The organism is Methylobacterium oryzae (genome assembly GCF_036441375.1).
GTDB classification, from domain to species: Bacteria; Pseudomonadota; Alphaproteobacteria; order Rhizobiales; family Beijerinckiaceae; genus Methylobacterium; species Methylobacterium oryzae_A.
The window spans coordinates 401,181-420,734 of the sequence record NZ_MLCA01000014.1 but is presented as its reverse complement, the minus strand read 5'-3'; the positions used below and the strand labels follow the sequence as shown (position 1 = coordinate 420,734).

The 19,554-nt window shown below is 73.0% G+C and carries 21 protein-coding genes and 1 pseudogene; 9 read left to right on the top strand and 13 right to left on the bottom strand.

Annotated features, from left to right (window positions below):
• Positions 1 to 113: 113 nt before the first annotated feature.
• The 8 genes from MOTC310_RS25630 to rho form a co-directional block, all read right to left on the bottom strand.
• The gene (locus MOTC310_RS25630) at positions 114 to 1,382 is read right to left on the bottom strand and encodes an extracellular catalytic domain type 1 short-chain-length polyhydroxyalkanoate depolymerase (RefSeq protein WP_331303784.1); all 1,269 of its coding nucleotides are present in this window, start codon (positions 1,380 to 1,382) and stop codon (positions 114 to 116) included.
• 222 nt (positions 1,383 to 1,604) lie between these two features.
• Positions 1,605 to 2,327 carry a DNA polymerase III subunit epsilon gene (gene dnaQ, locus MOTC310_RS25625; protein WP_331303783.1) on the bottom strand — a complete coding sequence of 241 codons (723 nt, stop codon included), beginning with the start codon at positions 2,325 to 2,327 and terminating at the stop codon, positions 1,605 to 1,607.
• Between the two features lie 71 nt (positions 2,328 to 2,398).
• Positions 2,399 to 2,626: a hypothetical protein gene (locus MOTC310_RS25620; RefSeq protein ID WP_331303782.1), complete on the bottom strand. Its 228-nt coding sequence runs from the start codon at positions 2,624 to 2,626 to the stop codon at positions 2,399 to 2,401.
• 65 nt (positions 2,627 to 2,691) lie between these two features.
• Positions 2,692 to 3,330: a dephospho-CoA kinase gene (gene coaE / locus MOTC310_RS25615; protein ID WP_331303781.1), complete on the bottom strand. Its 639-nt coding sequence runs from the start codon at positions 3,328 to 3,330 to the stop codon at positions 2,692 to 2,694.
• Positions 3,327 to 4,175: a shikimate dehydrogenase gene (locus MOTC310_RS25610; protein WP_331303780.1), complete on the bottom strand. Its 849-nt coding sequence runs from the start codon at positions 4,173 to 4,175 to the stop codon at positions 3,327 to 3,329. The genes coaE and MOTC310_RS25610 overlap by 4 nt, the downstream gene beginning before the upstream one ends.
• Complete coding sequence (locus tag MOTC310_RS25605) at positions 4,172 to 5,203, bottom strand: cation diffusion facilitator family transporter (protein ID WP_331303779.1); 1,032 nt, start codon at positions 5,201 to 5,203, stop codon at positions 4,172 to 4,174. The genes MOTC310_RS25610 and MOTC310_RS25605 overlap by 4 nt, the downstream gene beginning before the upstream one ends.
• Positions 5,204 to 5,215: 12 nt before the next feature.
• Positions 5,216 to 5,827 carry a Maf family protein gene (locus MOTC310_RS25600; protein ID WP_331289267.1) on the bottom strand — a complete coding sequence of 204 codons (612 nt, stop codon included), beginning with the start codon at positions 5,825 to 5,827 and terminating at the stop codon, positions 5,216 to 5,218.
• A 365-nt stretch (positions 5,828 to 6,192) separates the two neighbouring features.
• Entirely contained in the window at positions 6,193 to 7,557 is a 1,365-nt protein-coding gene (gene rho, locus MOTC310_RS25595; protein WP_419539062.1) for a transcription termination factor Rho, read from the bottom strand.
• A gap of 435 nt (positions 7,558 to 7,992) precedes the next feature.
• Between rho and MOTC310_RS25590 the strand changes: the two genes are divergently transcribed.
• The 7 genes from MOTC310_RS25590 to cuyB all read left to right on the top strand — a co-directional run bounded on the left by MOTC310_RS25590 (position 7,993) and on the right by cuyB (position 14,684).
• On the top strand, positions 7,993 to 8,496 hold the full coding sequence (locus tag MOTC310_RS25590) for a DUF3429 domain-containing protein (protein WP_273560724.1): 504 nt from the start codon (positions 7,993 to 7,995) through the stop codon (positions 8,494 to 8,496).
• A 299-nt stretch (positions 8,497 to 8,795) separates the two neighbouring features.
• A complete protein-coding gene (gene hisS / locus MOTC310_RS25585) occupies positions 8,796 to 10,343 on the top strand; it encodes a histidine--tRNA ligase (protein WP_020094055.1) in 1,548 nt (515 codons plus the stop codon).
• A gap of 80 nt (positions 10,344 to 10,423) precedes the next feature.
• On the top strand, positions 10,424 to 10,702 hold the full coding sequence (locus tag MOTC310_RS25580) for a hypothetical protein (RefSeq protein ID WP_331303778.1): 279 nt from the start codon (positions 10,424 to 10,426) through the stop codon (positions 10,700 to 10,702).
• A gap of 140 nt (positions 10,703 to 10,842) precedes the next feature.
• Positions 10,843 to 11,985, top strand: a complete 1,143-nt coding sequence (locus tag MOTC310_RS25575; RefSeq protein ID WP_331303777.1) for an ATP phosphoribosyltransferase regulatory subunit — start codon at positions 10,843 to 10,845, stop codon at positions 11,983 to 11,985.
• Positions 11,982 to 12,974 carry an ATP phosphoribosyltransferase gene (hisG, locus tag MOTC310_RS25570; RefSeq protein WP_331303776.1) on the top strand — a complete coding sequence of 331 codons (993 nt, stop codon included), beginning with the start codon at positions 11,982 to 11,984 and terminating at the stop codon, positions 12,972 to 12,974. Before MOTC310_RS25575 ends, hisG begins: the two co-directional genes overlap by 4 nt.
• A 23-nt stretch (positions 12,975 to 12,997) precedes the next feature.
• Positions 12,998 to 13,849, top strand: coding sequence for a LysR family transcriptional regulator (locus tag MOTC310_RS25565; RefSeq protein ID WP_331303775.1), 852 nt, complete (start codon positions 12,998 to 13,000; stop codon positions 13,847 to 13,849).
• 106 nt (positions 13,850 to 13,955) lie between these two features.
• On the top strand, positions 13,956 to 14,684 hold the full coding sequence (gene cuyB, locus MOTC310_RS25560) for a cysteate racemase (protein ID WP_331303774.1): 729 nt from the start codon (positions 13,956 to 13,958) through the stop codon (positions 14,682 to 14,684).
• Between the two features lie 58 nt (positions 14,685 to 14,742).
• On the opposite strand, the gene MOTC310_RS25555 is transcribed toward cuyB, so the two are convergent.
• From MOTC310_RS25555 to MOTC310_RS25545, 3 genes are all read right to left on the bottom strand, one after another.
• Positions 14,743 to 15,093 carry a lysozyme inhibitor LprI family protein gene (locus MOTC310_RS25555; RefSeq protein ID WP_331289261.1) on the bottom strand — a complete coding sequence of 117 codons (351 nt, stop codon included), beginning with the start codon at positions 15,091 to 15,093 and terminating at the stop codon, positions 14,743 to 14,745.
• A 91-nt stretch (positions 15,094 to 15,184) separates the two neighbouring features.
• Positions 15,185 to 15,616 (bottom strand): protoporphyrinogen oxidase HemJ, encoded by a 432-nt coding sequence (hemJ, locus tag MOTC310_RS25550; RefSeq protein WP_012321218.1) that lies wholly within the window; start codon positions 15,614 to 15,616, stop codon positions 15,185 to 15,187.
• A gap of 10 nt (positions 15,617 to 15,626) precedes the next feature.
• Entirely contained in the window at positions 15,627 to 16,811 is a 1,185-nt protein-coding gene (locus MOTC310_RS25545; RefSeq protein ID WP_419539956.1) for a uroporphyrinogen decarboxylase, read from the bottom strand.
• Between the two features lie 499 nt (positions 16,812 to 17,310).
• Here MOTC310_RS25545 and MOTC310_RS25540 point away from each other — a divergent pair, with 499 nt between their 5' ends.
• Positions 17,311 to 18,141 carry a pyruvate, water dikinase regulatory protein gene (locus MOTC310_RS25540; protein ID WP_331289259.1) on the top strand — a complete coding sequence of 277 codons (831 nt, stop codon included), beginning with the start codon at positions 17,311 to 17,313 and terminating at the stop codon, positions 18,139 to 18,141.
• Between the two features lie 86 nt (positions 18,142 to 18,227).
• On the opposite strand, the gene MOTC310_RS25535 is transcribed toward MOTC310_RS25540, so the two are convergent.
• Positions 18,228 to 18,737 (bottom strand): hypothetical protein, encoded by a 510-nt coding sequence (locus tag MOTC310_RS25535; RefSeq protein ID WP_331289258.1) that lies wholly within the window; start codon positions 18,735 to 18,737, stop codon positions 18,228 to 18,230.
• A gap of 179 nt (positions 18,738 to 18,916) precedes the next feature.
• Positions 18,917 to 19,354 (bottom strand): EF-hand domain-containing protein, encoded by a 438-nt coding sequence (locus MOTC310_RS25530; RefSeq protein ID WP_331289257.1) that lies wholly within the window; start codon positions 19,352 to 19,354, stop codon positions 18,917 to 18,919.
• Positions 19,355 to 19,405: 51 nt separating this feature from the next.
• Between MOTC310_RS25530 and MOTC310_RS32995 the strand changes: the two are divergent.
• Positions 19,406 to 19,552, top strand: a pseudogene (locus MOTC310_RS32995) (flagellin); the annotation flags it as partial.
• Positions 19,553 to 19,554 lie beyond the last annotated feature (2 nt).

Here is a 19,554-nt window from a genome sequence, read left to right as displayed (position 1 = left end):
AAGGTCCTGGATTCAAAAGGTCCGGGACCTTTTGTGGGGGCAGGGCAGAGCCCTGCGATACATCAGGGCCGCGGCCTGACAACCCGCCGGCGCGCGGCCCCTCCGACAATTCCTCACGGGCGCCCCGCCGGTCCCAGCCGGTGCTCGGCGAAGAAGTCGAGCATCGCCCGGGACGCGTCGGGCCCCTCGGGATCCGTGTAGCTGCCGTCGGGGCGGCCTCCGGACCAGGCATGGCCGGCGCCGCGCACCCGCCAATCCTCGACCACGACCCGGCCCGCCTCGTCCCGGTAACGGGTGCGGGTGAAGGGATGGCCGCGGCCCTCGAAGGTCTCCGACCGGGGCGTCAACCCGGCGACCTTGGCCTGGGCGAGCACCTGATCGGCGTTGCGCACGCTCACGGTACCGTCGTCCTCGCCGTGGAAGATGATCGTCGGGACGCGGGTGGCGGGCGCGGGCGTACCGAAGGATGTCGGGGTGCCGAGACCGGGGGCGCCGACCTGCATGGCCATCAGCGCCGAGCCCAGATCCCGGGCGCAGCCGGCCGCGAGGCCCGAATGCACGCCGACGGCGGCGTAGAGATCCGGATAGGCGCGGGCGATGTTGAGGGCCGCGGCGCCACCGGCCGACAGGCCGGCGATGTAGACCCGGGCCGGGTCGATCGCGTGCTCCGCCATGATCGCGCGGGTGAGGCCCGCGATGATCGCCGGCTCGCCCGCACCGCGGCCCTGGTCCCGGGGCTCGTACCAGTTCCAGCAGCGCTGGGCGTGGGCCTGGCGGCTCTGGGCCGGGTAGGCCACGAACACGCCCGCGCGCTCGGCGATGGTGTTCATGCCGGTGCCGGCGGCGAAATCGTCCGGATTCTGCGTGCAGCCGTGCAGCATCACGACCAGCGGCGCCGCCCGGTCCGGATGGCTCGGGATGAACAGCTTGTACTCGCGGGTGCCGGCGGGCTCGGCGTGGGTCAGGTCCACGAAGCGGCCCCCGGATCCGCCGGCCCGGTCGGCGGCCGGCGGGGCCGGCGGCCGCAGCGGGTTGCCCAGGCCCTTCAGCACCGGCGCGAGCCCGCGCACGACCTGCTCCACCACCTCGCGCATCCGCGTGCCGGATTCCGCCGCGGGATTCCGCGTCTCGGCGGCCGGCTCGCCGCGACGCGCGGGGATCGAAGGCACGGCCGACGGATCGGCGGGGCGCGCGGAGGCGTGGGTGGAACCGTGCTCAGCGGGTGCGGCCCTCTGGCCGCCGAGGCTGCGCTGGATGAGGGCGGTCGCCTCCTCGATCCGGCCGAGGCCGGTCAGGCGGGTGGCCTCGATCATGTCGGCGAAGGGTGACGGGCCGGTCTTGTCGTCGCGCTGTCCGTCGCGACTGCCGAAATCCTCGGTCATGCGTGCGCGCCTCACTGCCTCAGCATCTCCGTCACGGCCGGACCCGACCGGCCCGTGCCGCCCCGTGGACATCGCACGGGCACCGCGCGGGCCAGGCCTCACCATCCCGCGAGATGGCGCGCCGACGGTGTTTTGTGCATTGCAATAAACGCCCCTGTGCAATGCGGCAACAGCCGGCGCCGCGCAGCAGGCGTGTGGAGCGCGGGGGATCGGGCCGGCGGATCAGACCGGATCGTCCGCCCCGATATAGTCGGCCCAGATCGCGGCAGGACCGAGGCTCGCGCGGAAGCTGTCGTGGCGGACGCGCTCCGCATCGGTCAGGCGGCTGCGGTAGGGACGGGGCGCCGCCGGGGCAGCCGCCAGGGCGGCCGATCCGGCCGCCGGTGCAGCCTTCTCGGCCGCCAGGAGCCCGAGGCTGGTCTGCTTGCCGCCGAGCAGCTCGACATAGACCTCGGCCAGGATCTGCGCGTCGAGGAGCGCCCCGTGCTTGGTCCGCCGGGTGTTGTCGATGCCGTAGCGGCTGCAGAGGGCGTCGAGGTTGTTGGCCGCGCCCGGGTGCTTGCGCCGGGCCATCGGCAGGGTGTCGACCACGTCCTCCAGCTGGATCGGCGGCGGGGCGTTCGCGCCGAGCCGGGCGTACTCCATGTTGAGGAAGCCGACGTCGAAGGGCGCGTTGTGGATGACGAGCCGCCCGTCGGCCAGGAAGGCCAGCAGCTCGCCGACGATCTCGGCGAAGAGCGGCTTGTCGGACAGGAACGCGTCGGACAGGCCGTGGACGTTGAACGCGCCCTCGGAGACCGGCCGCTGCGGGTTGCAGTAGCGGTGGAAGGTCCGGCCGGTGGGGATGTGGTTGAGGAGCTCCACCGCGCCGATCTCGATCAGCCGGTCGCCTCCCTTCGCCTCCGTGCCGGTGGTCTCGGTGTCGAGGACGATCTCGCGCAGCATGGGTCTCGCGACTCGCGGGGTGGGGGTGGACCCTAGCCGGATACGGCGGAGGGGTTAAGCTCCCGTGCCGCTCACCGGGACGTGTTGCGGTAGACGCAGACGGGGCCCCGGTCCTCGTAGCCGCCCGGGCAGGCGGTGACGCAGGCGCCGGCCGCGACCTTCTTCGGCGGCGGGCAGCTGGCGGCGTACTGGGCCCGCGCGGGACCGGCCGCCAGCAGCACGACCGGCAGCGCGAGAAGGACCGCGGCCCGGACGCCGCCGGACCGAACCGGATCAATCCCGCCCGAGCGCCGCGCCATCACGTCCATCCTGCCGTTCGTGTTCCCCCGGTACGCAACCGCAGATATTCATCCGGACGGGCGTGTCACCCGTCGTCGCCGTGCGGCGGCGCACGGTGCGCGGTCAGGCGCGCGACGAGCCGCGCCACCTCGGCCTCGGCGGCGGGAAAACCCCGGCCCGTGTCGATGACGAAATCCGCCCGCGCGCGCTTCTCCGCGTCGGGCATCTGCTTGGCGAGGATCGCCGCGAAGGCCGCCTCGGTCATGCCGGGGCGGGCGAGCACCCGGGCGCGCTGGATCTCGGGCGGGGCGCTCACAACCGCGACCGCGTCGCAGCGGCCCTCGCCGCCGGTCTCGTAGAGGAGCGGGATGTCGAGCACGACCAGCGGCGCCGCCGCGTGCCGCGCCAGGAAGTCCGCGCTGGCCGCCCGGACCAGGGGATGGACGATGGCTTCCAGCGCCGCCATCCGGTCGGGCGCGTCGAGCACCGCGGCGCGCAGGCGGGCCCGGTCGACGCCGCCGCCGTCGCCGAGCACGCCGGGAAAGGCCGCGCCGATCGCCGCCGCGGCCGCGCCGCCCGGCCCGTAGAGAGCGTGGACGGCGGCGTCGGCGTCGTGAACCGGGACGCCGCGATCCGCGAACATCCGGGCCGTGGCCGACTTGCCCATGCCGATCGAGCCGGTGAGCCCGAGGATGACGGGTCCGGATCCGGCCTTCGGGATCATCCGGCGAGATCCGCCACGATCCGGGCGCGCAGCTCCGGGGTGACGGCGGGCCGCGCGCCGAACCACGCCTCGAAGCCCGGCACCGCCTGGTGCAGCAGCATGCCGAGCCCGTCCACGGCGGGAAGCCCCCGCCGGCGCGCCGCCGCCAGGAGCTCCGTCTCCAGGGGCGCGTAGACGATGTCGGCCACGGCCGCCCCCGCCGGCAGGGGCGACAGGTCGACGGCGAGGGGCGGCTGGCCCTTCATGCCCAGGGACGTGGTGTTGACTAGGAGGCCGGTTCGGGGAAGCGCCGCCGGCAGGTCGTCCCAGGCGAGCGCCGCGCCGATGCCCGGCGCGAGGGCCGCCACCGCCTCGGCCCGGGCCGCGGTGCGGTTGGCGACCCAGACGCGCCGCAGGCCGCGCTCGGCCAGCCCGACCACGATCGCCCGCGCCGCGCCGCCGGCCCCGAGCACCAGGGCGGTGCCGCCCGCCCGGTCCGGCCAGGCGGCGCCCAGGGTCTGGTCGAGATGGGCGCAGAAGCCCGGCGCGTCGGTGTTGTCCCCGCGGATCCGCCCGTCGGGCGCGACCACCAGGGTGTTCACGGCGCCGATGGCGCGCGCCCGCGGCGTCAGGGTGTCGACCAGCGCGAAGGCCGTCTCCTTGTGGGGGATCGTGACGTTGCCGCCCCGGAAGCCCGAATCCGGCAGCCCTCGGACGAAGTCCGGGAACGCCGCCGGCCTCACGTCGAGCCGCTCGTAGGAGCCCGGGATCCCGTGCTCGGCGAGCCAGTGGCCGTGGATCAGCGGCGAGCGCGAATGGGCGATCGGGTGGCCGACCACGAAGGCGCGGGGCGTCGCGCCGCTCACGCCGCGCAATCCTGCGCGAGGCGGCAGGCCGGGCCGCCGGCCTCCTCGATCTGGAGCGTGGCGTGGCCGATGCCGAAGCGGTCGCGCAGGCCCTCGGCGGTGTCGGTGAGGAAGCCGTTGCCGGGGAGGCGGTGGGCCTGATGCCCCTCCTGCATCACGAGATGGACCGTCAGGGCGACGCTGGTGGTGCTCATGGGCCAGATATGCAGGTCGTGGAGGCCGGCGACGCCCGGCCGTTCGAGGAGGAAGCCGGTCACCGCGTCCGGGGAGATCTCCGGCGGCACGGCGTCGAGGGACATCGCCACGCTGTCGCGCAGCAGGCCCCAGGTCGCCCAGACCACCAGGGCGGCGATGACGAGGCTGACCGCCGGGTCGAGCCAGGCGAGGCCGGTGAGCTGGATCACGAGGCCCGCCACCACGACGCCGGCCGAGACGGCGGCGTCGGCCACCATGTGGAGGAACGCCCCGCGGACGTTGATGTCGCCCTTGGCGCCGCTGGCGAAGAGCCAGGCGGTGAGGCCGTTGACCAGGATCCCCACCGCGGCCACCACCATCACGGTCGTGCCGGCGACCGGCTCGGGATGGGCCAGCCGGACCAGCGCCTCCCAGATCACCGCCCCCATGGCGATCAGCAGGAACACGGCGTTGAACAGGGCGGCGAGGATCGACGAGCCGCGGTAGCCGTAGGTGAAGCGCGCGGTCGCGCGGCGGCGCACCAGCAGGGCGGCGATCCAGGCGGCCGCGAGGCCCAGAACGTCCGAGAGGTTGTGGCCGGCATCGGCCACAAGCGACATGGAGTTGCTGAGGTAGCCGTAGACCGCCTCGATCACCACGAAGGCGGTGTTGAGCACGATGCCGACGGCGAAGGCCGTGCCGAAATCCTTCGGCGCGTGCGCGTGGCCGCCCAGGCCGCCATGAGCATGACCGCCGTGGGCATGACCCCCATGCGCGTGGCCCCCGTGCGCGTGGCTGCCATGGGAATGGCCGGCCTGCGCGTGGCCGTCATGGGGATGATCGTGTCCGGCCAAGACGGTGCTCCCTCAGAAGTCCAGGTAGCCGGCGGCGCGCAGGCGCGCGAGGAGCGGCAGCAGCGGCAGGCCCAGCACGGTGCTGTGGTCCCCGGCCACCGATTCGAACAGGTGGATGCCGGGCCCTTCGAGCTGGTAGCCGCCGACGCTCGCCCGCACCCGGTCCTCGCCGGCGCAGTCCACATAGGCCGCGACGGCCCGGTCATCGAGGGGGCGCAGGGTCAGCCGCGCGGTCTCCACGAAGGCGTCCTGCACGGCCCCGGCCAGGACCACGGCGGAATGCAGCGCGTGGGTGCGGCCGGACAGGAGGGCGAGCTGGGCCCGGGCGGCCCGCGCATCGGCCGGCTTGTGGAACACGGTCCCGTCGAGGTCGAGCACCTGATCGGCGCCGACGACGATCCGCCCGGGATGGCGCGCCGCCACCGACTCCGCCTTGGCGCGGGCCAGCACAAGAGCGAGGTCGGGCGGCGACAGGCCGGCGCTCCCCGCTTCCAGGGCGCGCTCGTCGACGTCGGGCGAGGCCGTCTCGACCGGCAGGGCGGCGCTCTCCAGGAGGAGGCGGCGGGTCGGGCTGGTCGAGGCGAGGAGGAGCGGTTGCGGACCGGTCCAGGGCGAGCGGGGCATCGCGCCAGTGTCACGGATCCGGGGATCGGTGCAAGCCGGTGATCGCGCGGGCTGCGACGAGCCCCGCCGCCGGGATGGACCGGACGGCGGGGCTGTCGCGGCGCCGATACGCAACTTGGCGCCCGAAGAGGACCTTGGCAGGGACCGGTTAGGAGACAGTCAACGGTCGCCCCGCGCGGCCGGGCGCTTTCGTGCCGCGGCGGGACAGAGGCACTCCGGCCCTCCACCTCATCCTGAGGTGCCGGAGCGCAGCGGAGGCCTCGAAGGAGGCCTCCAGATGCCACTGCGATCCCTGGAGCCCGCCTTCGAGGCGGCTGCGCCGCATCTCAGGATGCGGGCGCGGGGATGCCCGTTGAACCGGCGCCTCAGGTGTTCATCGAGTCGAAGAAGTCGCTGTTGCTCTTGGTCTGGCGCAGCTTGTCGAGCAGGAACTCGATCGCGTCGGTGACGCCCATCGGGTTGAGGATGCGGCGCAGCACGTAGGTCTTCTTGAGCGAGTCCGGCGGGACCAGCAGCTCCTCCTTGCGGGTGCCGGAGCGGGTGATGTCGATCGCCGGGAAGATGCGCTTGTCGGAGACCTTGCGGTCCAGGATGATCTCGGAGTTGCCGGTGCCCTTGAACTCCTCGAAGATCACCTCGTCCATGCGCGAGCCGGTGTCGATCAGCGCGGTGGCGATGATCGAGAGCGAGCCGCCCTCCTCGATGTTGCGCGCGGCGCCGAAGAAGCGCTTGGGCCGCTGCAGGGCGTTGGCGTCGACACCGCCGGTCAGCACCTTGCCGGAGGACGGCACCACGGTGTTGTAGGCGCGGCCGAGGCGGGTGATGGAATCCAGCAGGATGACGACGTCGCGCCCGTGCTCCACGAGGCGCTTGGCCTTCTCGATCACCATCTCGGCGACCTGCACGTGGCGGGTGGCCGGCTCGTCGAAGGTCGAGGCGATGACCTCGCCCTTCACCGAGCGCTGCATGTCGGTGACCTCCTCGGGCCGCTCGTCGATGAGCAGCACGATCAGGTAGCACTCGGGGTGGTTCAGGGTGATCGACTGGGCGATGTTCTGCATCAGCACGGTCTTACCCGTGCGCGGCGGCGCCACGATCAGGGCGCGCTGGCCCTTGCCGATCGGCGCCACGATGTCGATGATCCGCGGCGAGAAGTCCTTCTTGGTCGGGTTGTCCAGCTCGAGCTTGAACCGCTTCGTCGGGAAGAGCGGCGTCAGGTTGTCGAAGTGGACCTTGTGCTTGATCTTCTCGGGGTTCTCGAAGTTGATCGTGTTGACCTTGAGGAGCGCGAAGTAGCGCTCCCCGTCCTTCGGGCCGCGGATCGGGCCCTCGACGGTGTCGCCGGTGCGCAGGCCGAAGCGGCGGATCTGGGTCGGCGAGATGTAGATGTCGTCCGGGCCGGGCAGGTAGTTCGAGTCGGAGGAGCGCAGGAAGCCGAAGCCGTCCTGCAGCACCTCGACGGTGCCCGAGCCGATGATCTCGACCTCCTTGGCAGCGAGCTGCTTCAGGATCGCGAACATCAGCTCCTGCTTGCGCATGGTCGAGGCGTTCTCGACCTCGACCTCCTCGGCGAAGGCCGTCAGGTCGGTCGGCGTCTTCGACTTGAGGTCCTGGAGCTTGACCTCGCGGACGCCCTCGAGGGCGGCCGGCATGGTGGGGCGATCGGCGGGCACATCGGCGGGCTCCGCGGTCTCGATGTCGTCGGCGAGGGCGTCGGGATTTGGCGTCATGGGGGTATCTTGCAACCGACGGAGTAGGTGGGAGGGCCGGTTCAGTGCCAGGTGCCCGGGGGATGGGCGCCGGAGAGCGGGCCGCGCTGCGGCGAGGGGCCCGGGGTCAGGTTGGCGAAACCGATGAGGCAGGACCCTCGCGGCTCACGGGCGCGCTGCGGCGCAGACCTTGTGATGAGGGCCCCACACAGATAACGCCTTTTTCGCCGGCACTCAAGGGCCTAGGGCGGTCGACCGAGACGCCGTCGGCGCGGTGACGGGCGGGACGACCGGCAGGGTCACCGGCGAGGCCTCGCTTGGGCGCCGTGCCGCGGTTACACAGGCCTCGCCGAGCCGAGCCGGGGCCGGGTTTCGGAACCGGGCCCGCGCGCGGCCGTTCCCCGTCCCGGTGCTGCAGCGCAGCAGACCGTCGAATCGAGAGCTCCCCTGACTGCCATGCGCGACGACGCCACCGGACGCACCCTGACCACGCACGAGCCGCGCCGGATCCCCTGGCTCGACATCGTCTTCGGCTTCGGCCCGATGCTGCCGATCGCCGTCGGCACCGCCGTGGCGTGGTGGCTGAACGGCAAGCCCCTCGACTACCTCGTGGCGCTGTTCACCCTGCTCTACGCCGCCTCGATCCTGCTGTTCCTGGCCGGCGTGCGCCGCGGCGTCAGCTTCCGGACCGAGGGCGGCCCGCAGGTGTCGCAGATCGTGACCATGCTGGTCCTCTACGGCCTCGGGCTGGGTAGCCTGTTCGCGGCGGTGATGGGCAAGGCGGTGCCGGCGCTCGCGATGCTGATCCTCGGCTACGCGGCCATCGGGATCCTCGACCCGATCGCGGCGCGCGCCGGCGAGGTGCCGCTCGCCCATGCCCGCCTGCGGCCGCTGCAGATGCCGATCGCCGTGGTGAGCCTCGCGGCCCTGCTCTGGCTCAAGCTGACGGCACCGTACTGAGTTTTTTGCCGCGTGAACCGCGCCCTGTTCCGGCGCACGGAGGCGCGCAGCACCCGTCCGACGCGGTTCCCGCTTCGACGCTTCGGCCGATGCGCCTCACCCGTCATCACGAGCGGAGCGAAGCAAGGACGACGGCGCCGTCTCGCGCCGGATGGCCGGGTATCGGGAGAGCCCCCAAACCGAATTCCCCTTTCGCCCGGCATGCTCTAGAGCCCGGCCGCAGGATCTCCGCCCGCCGGAGACGATCGAAGATTCGATGCGGGACCCAGATTCCGGGACCGCGAGAAGCGAATGCACCCATGTCCAAGCCCGACACCCCGAAGGCCGAGAAGGCCGAGACCCTGAAGCCCCGCCTGCCGCGCGGCTTCGTCGACCGGCGCGCCGGCGAGATCGCCGCGCAGGGCCGGATGCTGGAGACGATCCGCAGGAGCTTCGAGCTCTACGGGTTCGAGGCCCTGGAAACGCCCTTCGTCGAGTACACCGAGGCTCTGGGCAAGTTCCTGCCCGACCTCGACCGCCCGAATGCCGGCGTGTTCTCGTTCCAGGACGACGACGAGGCGTGGCTGTCGCTCCGCTACGACCTGACGGCGCCGCTGGCCCGTTTCGTCGCCGAGAACTACGACGCCCTGCCCAAGCCCTATCGCAGCTACCGGGCCGGCTACGTCTTCCGCAACGAGAAACCGGGGCCCGGCCGCTTCCGCCAGTTCATGCAGTTCGACGCCGACATCGTCGGCGCCGGCAGCGTCGCGGCCGATGCCGAGACCTGCATGCTGATGGCCGACACGCTGAACCGCCTCGGGCTGGGCGGGCAGTACGTCGTGAAGGTCAACAACCGGAAGGTGCTCGACGGCGTCATGGAGGCGATCGGGCTCGCCGGTCCCGACAAGGCCGGCCAGCGCCTCACCGTGCTGCGGGCGATCGACAAGCTCGACCGGCTCGGCGTCGACGGCGTGCGCGACCTGCTCGGCGCCGGCCGCAAGGACGAGAGCGGCGACTTCACCAAGGGCGCGGGCCTCGACGCGGCGGCGGTCGGTCGGATCCTCGCCTACGTGTCGTTCCAGGCCGATGCCGCGGACGGCGCCGACAAGGTGGCGTTCTGGGAAAAGTTCTTCGGCGGCTGGCACGAGGCGGTCGGCGATTCCGAGACCGGTCGGGAGGGCATCGCCGAGCTGCACGCGATCATGCGCCTCTGCGCCGCCGCCGGCTACGGCCACGACGTGATCCGGGCCGATCCCAGCGTGGTGCGCGGCCTCGAGTACTACACCGGCCCGGTCTACGAGGCCGAGCTGACCTTCCCGGTCACCAACGAGGACGGCCAGACCGTGCGCTTCGGCTCCGTGGCGGGCGGCGGGCGCTACGACGGCCTCGTCGGGCGGTTCCGGGCCGAGCCGGTCCCGGCGACCGGCTTCTCGATCGGCGTCTCGCGGCTGTTCTCGGCCCTGCAGCTCGTGGGCAGCCCCCTGATCGCCGGCGCCGAGGCGCCCGGGCCGGTGGTGGTGCTGGTCCTCGACCGGGAGAACATGGCCGATTACCAGCGGCTCGTCGCGCTCCTGCGCGCCGACGGCATCCGGGCCGAGCTCTATCTCGGCGCCGCCGGCATGAAGGCGCAGATGAAGTACGCCGACCGCCGCCGCGCGCCCGTGGCGGTGATCCAGGGCTCGAACGAGCGCCTGGCCGGCGAGGTCCAGATCAAGGACCTGATCGAGGGCGCCCGCGCGGCCGAGTCCATCGCCAGCAACGCCGAGTGGAAGGCCGCGCGGCCGGCGCAGTTCTCCTGCCCCGAGGCCGACCTGGTGGCGCAGGTCCGCGCCGTGCTGGCCCGGCATTTTCCGTCAACGGAGATCTGAGACACGCGCGCATTGAACCGCGCATCGAACGCAGGGGCTCCGGCGGCGTTGTCGTCGGTCGGTGCCGCGGAGATGTCGGGATGCGCGCGAAGATCCTCGTCCTGTCCCTCGGCCTGATCTGCGCCGGCGCGGGACCCGTCTGGGCCGCGCGGCCGGTCCTCGACCGGCTGCCCAGCGCCGTCGCGCAGGCCACGCCCGGGACCGGCAGCGCGCCGATCCTGAGCGCCGGGATCGCGGGGGCGCCGGCCCTGACGGTGCTGGCCCGCCCTGACGGTGCTGGCCCGCCGCAAGCCGGCCCGGCGCCCGCGCGGCGCGCGCCTCGGCAGCTTCCGGCCGCTCTGAGCCGGTCACGCCCCTGATCCCGTAACGGAGACAAGTCCCGGCGCGGGATCCACCCGGGACTGCGCAGTCCTGCGCGGCGCGCCGGCCCCACGCTTCCCGGGTGCGTGTCGCCAAGTCCGGTCGCGGTTGCTACAGAGCGCCCGCGAGGTGGATTGCGATGACACGACCGGAGGCGGGCGAGACGGGGGCGGGGGACGCGGCGCGCGCGCGGCTCTCCGCGCATCTGGCGGCGGCGGGCTACCGGCCCGTGACGCCGCCGGTGCTGCAGCCGCTGGAGCCGTTCCTCGAACTGTCGGGCGAGGATATCCGCCGGCGGATCTTCGTCACCCAGGACGCGGGCGGGGCCGAGCTGTGCCTGCGGCCCGAATTCACCATTCCCGTCTGCCGCCTGCACCGGGCGGAGGCCGACGGGCGGGCGGCCGATTACAGCTATTGCGGCCCGGTCTTTCGGCTCGCCGCCGACGAGCCGGACGAGTTCTTCCAGGCCGGCATCGAGTCGATCGGGCGCACCGACACGCCGGCGGCCGACGCCGAGGTGCTGGGCCTCGCCCTGGAGGGCCTCGCGCTGTTCGGCCGGACCGACCCGGCGGTGCGGCTCGGCGACATGGGCCTGACCGTGGCGCTCCTCGACGGGCTCGCGGTCCCGCCCGCCGCCAAGCGTCGGACGCTCCGGGCGCTGGCCGCCGGGCGCTCGCTCGACGCCGTCACCAACGGCGCCGAGGGCACCCGTCCGGAGGATCCCCACGCGGGCCTGCTCGCGGCGATCCAGGGCCAGGACCCGCGCGGTGTGCGCGCCTTCGTGGAGGACGTGCTGGCGATCGCCGGGATCTCGGCGGTGGGCGGCCGCAGCGCCGGCGAGATCGCCGAGCGCTTCCTCGCCAAGGCCTCCGCGCAGGCCCATGGCGGGGCCGGGCTCAACGCCGAGAACCGCGCGCTCCTCGACCGCTACCGGGCGATCGCGGGCCATCCGGACGCCGCCGCCCGCGACCTGCGGGCGCTGGTCGCCGACGCGGGCATCCGGCACGACGCCCTCGCGGCCGCCCTCGATCTGTTCGAGGAGCGCACCGGGTTCATCGCGGCCCGCGGCCTGCCGATCGAGCGGTTCCGCTTCCAGGGCGGCTTCGCCCGCAACCTCGACTACTATACCGGCTTCATCTTCGAGGTGACCGAGCGGGACGGCCCGACCCTGGTCGGCGGCGGCCGCTACGACGGCCTGCTCGGCCATCTCGGCAGCCCGGCGCCGCTGCCCGCGGTGGGCTGCACCTTCTGGATCGAGCGCGTGGCGGGAGCCGGCCGATGAGTGCCTCGGACGCGGCCGCCATGCCGCTGATCCTCGCCGTCCCGTCCAAGGGCCGCCTGCAGGAGAATGCCAGCGCGTTCTTCGGCCGGGCCGGGCTGAAGCTCGCTCAAGGCGCGGGCGCCCGCGACTACCGGGGCAAGCTCTTGGGCGTCCCCGACGTCGAGGTGCGCTACCTCTCGGCCTCCGAGATCGCCGCGCAGCTCGCCTCCGGCGCCGCCCATCTCGGCGTCACCGGCGAGGACCTGATCCGCGAGACCCTGCCGGACGTGCGCGGCCAGGTCGAGCTGCTGACGCCGCTCGGCTTCGGCAACGCCACCGTGGTGGTGGCGGTGCCCCAGGCCTGGATCGACGTGCGCGACATGTCCGACCTCGACGAGGTCGCGGCCGGCATGCGGACCCGCCACGGCCGGCGCCTGCGGGTCGCCACCAAGTACGTGAACCTGACCCGCCGGTTCTTCGCCGAGAAGGGCGTCGCCGATTACCGGATCGTCGAGAGCCTGGGCGCCACCGAGGGGGCGCCCGCCGCGGGCTCGGCCGAGATCGTGGTCGACATCACCACCACGGGGGCGACGCTCTCGGCCAACGCCCTGAAGGTGCTGGACGACGGCATCATCCTGCGCTCGGAGGCGAACCTCGTCGCCTCGCTGAAGGCCCCCTGGGGCGAGGGCCAGCGGGCCGCGCTCCGCACGGTGCTCGGCCGCATCGCCGCCGAGGAGCGCGCCCGGACCACCCGCGAGGTGCGCGCCGCTCTGCCGGAGAGCGGCACCATCGACCTCGCCACGATCGCGGGCCTGCACGAGGCCGAATTGCCCTACGGCGCGCCGCGGGGGCCGGAGGGCGAGATCGTCCTTCGCTGCCGGGAGGCCGCGGTGTTCGAGCTCGCCGGCGCCCTGGTCGAGGCCGGCGCGCGGGCCGTCACGGTGCGGCGGGTCGACTACGCCTTCGCGGCCGAGAACCCGCTGGCGGAGCGGCTCCTGGCGCGGCTCTGAGACCGCCGCGCGATGGAGCCGAGATGGAGCTGAAATGGCTCGAGGACTTCCTGAGCCTCGCGCGCACCGGCAGCTTCTCGCGCTCGGCGGTCGAGCGCCACGTCACCCAGCCGGCCTTCGGCCGCCGCATCCGGGCGCTCGAGGGCTGGCTCGGCGTCGCGCTGGTCGACCGCAGCACCTACCCGACGGCCCTGACGCCGGAGGGCCGGCTGTTCCTGGAGACCGCCGAGGAGACCGTGCGGCGGCTCCACGGCAGCCGCGACGCGCTCCGCGCCCGGATCCGGCCGCCGCCGCGGACCGTTTCGGTGGCGGCGCTCCACACCCTGGCGCTGACCGTCTTCCCGGGCTGGTTCCGGGACGTCGAGGCCCGCACCGGTCCCCTCGGCAGCCGGCTCCTGCCGGACGATTTCCACGCCTGCGTGCAGGCGCTGGCCGAGGGCGGCTACGACCTGCTGCTGACCTACCACCATCCCCTGGTGCCGATCCCCCTCGACCCGGCCGCCTTCCCGCACCTCGCCATCGGCCGGGACAGCCTCGTGCCGGTGCAGCGGCCGGGGCCGGCCGCGGACCGGCCCGGGCTCGGCTATCCCCGGGACTCGTTCCTGGGCCGGGTCGCGGCGCTCGCCGGTGACGGGGCGGCGGCCGCCCACGTCAACGAGAACGCCATGGCGGAGGCGCTGAAGTTCATGGTCCTCGCGGGTCACGGCCGCGCCTGGCTGCCCGAGAGCCTCGTCGCCCGCGAGCTCGCCGAGGGCAGCCTCGTGGCGGCCGGGCCGGGCACGGCGCTGGAGATCCGGCTGTACCGCAGGGCCGGACGCGGCGGCGCGGTCGAGGCGGTCTGGGCCGCGGCCGCCGCCCTGGCGGCCGAAGCGTAGGCGTCGCGGCGCGCCCGGTGCCGGATCGGCATGGCCGGTGCCGACACGGCATTGGATTCCCGCCCCGCCGCGGCCCATCAGGGCGCCGCGACGGTCGGAGGCGGCGATGCTCGGTGTACTCGGCGGGATGGGCCCGATGGCCACGGTGGACTTCCTGGCCAAGCTCGTGCGGGCGACGCCCGCCGGGCGCGACCAGGACCACATCCCGACCCTGGTCTGCTCGGCCGTCGACATCCCCGACCGCGCCGCCGCGATCCTGGGCACCGGCCCGGACCCGCTGCCGGCGATGCGCGCCGCCCTGGCGCGGCTCGAGGCCGGCGGCGCCACCCGGATCGCGATCCCCTGCAACACCGCCCATCACTGGCACGCGGCGCTGCAGGCCGGGACCGGCCTGCCGATCCTCCACATCGTCGACGCCGTGGCCGAGACCCTGGCCGAGACCCCGGCGGGGTTCATGGCGGGGACCGGGACCGGCGGCCGGATCGGCCTGCTCGCTACCGACGGCACCCTGCGGGCCGGGCTCTACCGGGAGCGGCTGGGGCGGCGGGGCCTCGCGTGCGTCGGTCCCGATCCGGAGGGCCAGGCCGCGGTGGCGGCGGCGATCCGCCTGGTGAAGGCGCACCGGGTGGCCGAGGCGCGGCCGCTCCTGGAGGCGCAGGTCCGGGCGCTGGCGGCGGCCGGCTGCGACCGGGTGGTGATGGCCTGCACGGAGATCCCGCTCGCGCTTTCCGGGAGCGCCGCGTCGGGCCTGCTGGTGGACGCCACCGAGGCGCTGGCGCGCGCCTGCGTGGCGGCGTGCCGGGACGACGCCGACCCGCTGCCGCGCGCGGCCTGAGCGATCGGTTGAGCGAGCGGTTGGGCGCGGGCGTGAGGGGCGGCCGGACCGGGCGGCCTCACGGGCCCTGCTTGGCGAATTCCGCGAGAACCCCGCGCAGCACCTTGAGCCGGGTCTCGTAGGCGGCCGTCAGGCAGCCGACGTCGCCGCCGCAGGCGCGGCGCTCCGTCAGCCACGCCTCCTGGTCGTCGCGCAGCTTGGCCTGGCCGCCCATCGGCAGCACGCTCTTCAGGATCTCGAACCGGGTCGCCATCTCGACGTCCCGGTCGTTGAGGGCGAGATGCGCGCAGATCGCCGTCTCGTCGGGGGCCTCGGCCCGGTCGCACGGGAAGCTCGCGGCCCGCGCGGGCGGCGGGGCGAGGCTCGTCAGGGCGGCCAGCACCAGGGCGGCGGCGAGGGGCTTCGACATGGCCAGCCAACGGCCCGCCGGCGGAAAGGCTCCGCGCGGAGCGGCGGCAGGGTGAATCGTCCCGGGATCACAGGATCCCGGGATCCGCGGATCAGAGGCCCGGCTTGACGATCGCCAGGATGACGATGCCGATCATCAAGAGCGTCGGCACCTCGTTGAGCACCCGGTAGAACTTGTGCCCGCGGGTGTTCCGGTCGGCGGCGAAGTCCTTGACCATCCGGGCGAGCCAGCCGTGGATGCCGGACATCGCGAGCACCAGCACGAACTTCGCCTGCAGCCAGACGCTCGCGTAGAAGCCGCTCATCCAGGCGAGCGCGAGCCCGAACGCCCAGGTGGCGATCATGGCGGGGTTCATGATCGCCTTGAGCAGGCGGCGCTCCATCACCTTGAAGGTCGCGGACTGCGCCTCCGCGCCGGGCGGCAGGCTCGCGTGGTAGACGAACAGCCGGGGCAGGTAGAGCATCCCGGCCATCCAGGCGATCAGGCTGATGACGTGGAGGGCCTTGATCCAGTCGTACAGCACGCGCGCGGCCTCAGCCCTGACCTTGGCCGCGCAGCCGCGCGAGCATCCGCTCGACATGGGCCACCGGCGTCTGCGGCGTGATGCCGTGGCCGAGGTTGAAGATGTGCGGCAGGCCGGCGGTCGCCGCGAGCACCGTGTCCACGGCGGCGTCGAGGGCCGCGCCGCCCGCGATCAGCGTGTCGGGGTGCAGGTTGCCCTGCGTCACCGTCGTGGCCGGCACCGTCTGCCGCAGGGCCCTCAGGTCCACGCCCCAGTCGACGCCGACGGCGTCGGCGCCGGTCTCCGGCACCACCCGGGCGTGACCGTCGAGGCCCGAGCCGCGGGCGAACACGATGATCTTCGCCCCCGGCACCCGGGCGCGGACGCCCGCCACCATCCGGGCGATCGGCCGCAGCGACCAGCGGGTGAGGGCGTCCGCCGCGGGCGCGTCCGGCAGCGCGCTCTCGGCGACGTCGCCGACGGGCTCGGCCGTGCCGCCGGAGCCCGGAACGGCAGAGGGCACGGCGCGCGGCAGGGTGCCGGCGTGGGATTCGAAGATCTGCACCGCGTCGGCGCCGGCCTCGAGCTGGCGCACGAGGTAGTCGGTCTGCACGGTGACGAGGCGGTCGATCAGGGCGTCGACCAAGGCGGTGTCGCCCTCGGCCAGCGCCCGCGCGGGGGCGAGGTCCGGCGTGCCGCGGCCGCCGATCATGTAGCTCGCCACCGTCCAGGGCGCGCCGCAGAAGCCGAGCAGCGTGGTCTCGCCGGGCAGCTCGGCGCGCAGCCGCGTCACCGTCTCGAAGACCGGCGCGAGGTGGGTCATGACGGCCGGGTCGCCGGCCTCGCGCAGCCGCGCGAACGCGTCCCGTCCGTCCAGCGAGTCGAGGCGCGGGCCCTCGCCCTCGACGAAGCGCACGTCCTGGCCGAGCGCGTGCGGGATGACGAGGATGTCGGAGAACAGGATCGCCGCGTCGAAGCCGAAGCGGCGGATCGGCTGGAGCGTCACCTCGACGGCGAAGTCCGGGCTGTAGCAGAGGTCGAGGAACGAGCCGGCTTCCGCCCGGGTCGCCCGGTACTCCGGCAGGTAGCGCCCGGCCTGGCGCATCATCCAGGCGGGGGGCGGGCCGATCGCCTCGCCCTCGAGGACGCGCAGCACCTTCCGCTCGGACGTCGTCCCGGACGTCTCCCGCTCGGGCCCGCGCTCCGTCCCCGTCATGGTCGCTCCCATCCCGTATCCCTCACCCCGCATGCCCGTCGGCGGGCGTCCTGTCGAGTCGAGGCGCGCCGATCCCCACACAGGCCCCTTCGAAAAGATAAGAGAGAATCTTGGAGTCTGTTTTTTCTCTTGGGGGGCCGAATCTCGGGGGCACAAAAGCGTCCACAGGCGGTCCCCGCCGCCGCGCCGTTAACGGGGCTTTAAAGGATTTCCTCCAACTTGCGAGAACCGGATGGTCCGACAGCGCCTTGGCAACGCCGAGTCGTGTACGGGCGCCGGATTCGCGTGCGATTCGTCCAGAGAGCCGGATTCGAGGCGTCCCGATCGTCTGCCTGTGAACGGCGGAGTCGATAGCGCGCCCCGGGATCGCCCTGGACCGGCCCGGCGGGGCATCCTATCCACACTCATCGACTCCCCCGGCGGCCGGCGGTGGACAACGTGGGCGCCGCGCGAGGCGACCGCAAAGTAGGCTGCAGAGTCGACCGCAGAGGTGACCGGAATGGGCCGCAGCTACTTCCACCTCCACCTCGTCTCCGACTCCACCGGCGAGACGCTGATCAATGTCGGGCGCGCGGCGGCCGCCCAGTACGAGGGCGTCTCGGCGATCGAGCACGTCTACCCGCTGGTCCGCTCGGCCGCGCAGCTCGACCGGGTGATCTCGGAGATCCGGGCGGCGCCGGGCCTCGTCCTCTACACCCTGGTGGGCGGTGACCTCGGCGAGCGGCTGGAGGAGGTCGCCCGGGAGACCGGCTCGCCCTGCCTGTCGGTGCTGCGGCCGGTCCACGACCTGCTGCGCGCCTATCTGGGCGCCGAGACCACGGCGCGGCCCGGCGCCCAGCACATGCTGAACGCCGAGTACTTCAAGCGCATCGACGCGATGAACTTCACGCTGGCCCACGACGACGGCAACCTGCCGGACGACCTGGAGGAGGCCGACGTGATCCTGCTCGGCGTCAGCCGGACCTCGAAGACGCCGACCTCGATCTACCTCGCCAATCGCGGCCTCAAGACCACGAACCTGCCGCTGGTGCCGGGCATGCCGTTGCCGCCGGCGATCGAGCGGGCGCGCAAGCCCCTCGTGGTCGGCCTGTTCGCCTCGCCGGAGCGGATCGTGCAGATCCGGCAGAACCGGCTCTCCAGCCTCAACGCCGACGAATCCTCGCTCTACGTCGACCGCTCGGCGGTGGCCGACGAGATCACCGCCTCCCGCCGGCTGTTCACCAGGAACCGCTGGCCGACGATCGACGTGACACGCCGCTCCATCGAGGAGACCGCGGCCGCGATCGTCGATCTCTACCGCGACCACCGGCTGAAGTTCATCGCGGACTGAGACGGGGTCTCCAAAGGGCTCGACCCGTCCGCGAGGTGCGGGGCGGCCCGGCGGATGCCGCGGGTCGCTCCGCGGAGCCGCGGGCTTCAGCGCGCGGAGGCGAAGTGGCTGCGCTGCTCGATCTGGGCGGCGTAGAAGTCCTCGACGACCTCGCGCACCACCTCGGCCAGCTCGTCGCCCCGGTGCTCGTTGAGCTGGATGTCGCTGCCGACCGTCCGGCCGATGGCGCAGCTCGCCGCCCCCGGCACGAGGCGCTCGTTGTAGCGCTGGTTCAGGCCCGAGACCGAGATGTAGTTGCTGCCGCCGAGTTCCGGACCGTACTTGATCTTGATCTTCTGCTCGGACTCGGTGCCGCGCAGCTGCGCGCACAGGCTGATGAAGTTGTCCTGATCGATCTTGGGCTCGAGGCCGGTGATGCTGCCGTGCACGTTGTCCTCCTCGTTGAGGACCTCGGCCATCAGGTTCAGCACGCCCATGACGGGCTGGAGCGCCCGGGACCCGTCCTCGAGCAGCTTCCGCCGGAAGTCGTTGCTGCGCTCGTCGGCCGCCTGCAGCCGCGCGCGAAACCTGTCCTTGACCTCGTTGGCGCGTGCCATCGCGCTCCTCCCTGGTGGTTCACCCGATGCTTTGCCGCTCGGATGACTTGAAGCTACGAGGCCAAGTCAGATGGTGCAAGATAGTGCAAAACATTGATGCCTGCTCAGAACTTGAGCCGTTGCACAGGAATAATACTTGCTCATGAACTGTGCAACGGCGGCGGCTCCGGAGGCGGGGCTTACTTCAGGAGCTGCAGCAGGCCGCGTCCCGCCGGGGTCTTGAGCTCCTTGGCGTCGAGGGTGCCGTCACTGTCGGGATCGGCCGCCTTGAAGCGCTGCTCGACCAGGGCGAGGTATTCCTTGCGGTCGAGGGTGCCGTCGGAATCGGTGTCGGCGGCCTTCAGGTCCTTCTTGCTGAGCCGGCCCTTCAGCTCCTTGGCGTCGACGGTGCCGTCTCCGTCCTTCTCGGCGGCGTCGAAGACCTTGCCGGCGGCGGCCTGGGCCTCGGCCAGGTCGATCGTGCCGTCGTGGTCGGTGTCGACCATCTTCAGCGTGCGCTCGGTTCCGGCGGACCGGGCGAAGGCCGCCGACGGCAGGGCGGCCGGCAGGACGAGGGCGGTGACGACGGTCGCGGCGAGCGTCGCGGCGCGGGCGGGTCTGTGCGGGGTCGCGGGCATGGGGATCTCCGGTGGCGATCGGGGCCGGCAGCCCAAATCGCGGCTCGCGGGAACCTGTCGGTGGTGCAGAACCGTCAGGATTTCTCCAAGCAGCTGATCAACGTGCTGCAGACGGGTTCGGCCAACCTGACCAACGCCGACCTGAACCAGGAAGCGGCCAACTCGCAGGCGCTGTCGACCCGCCAGTCGATGGGCATCTC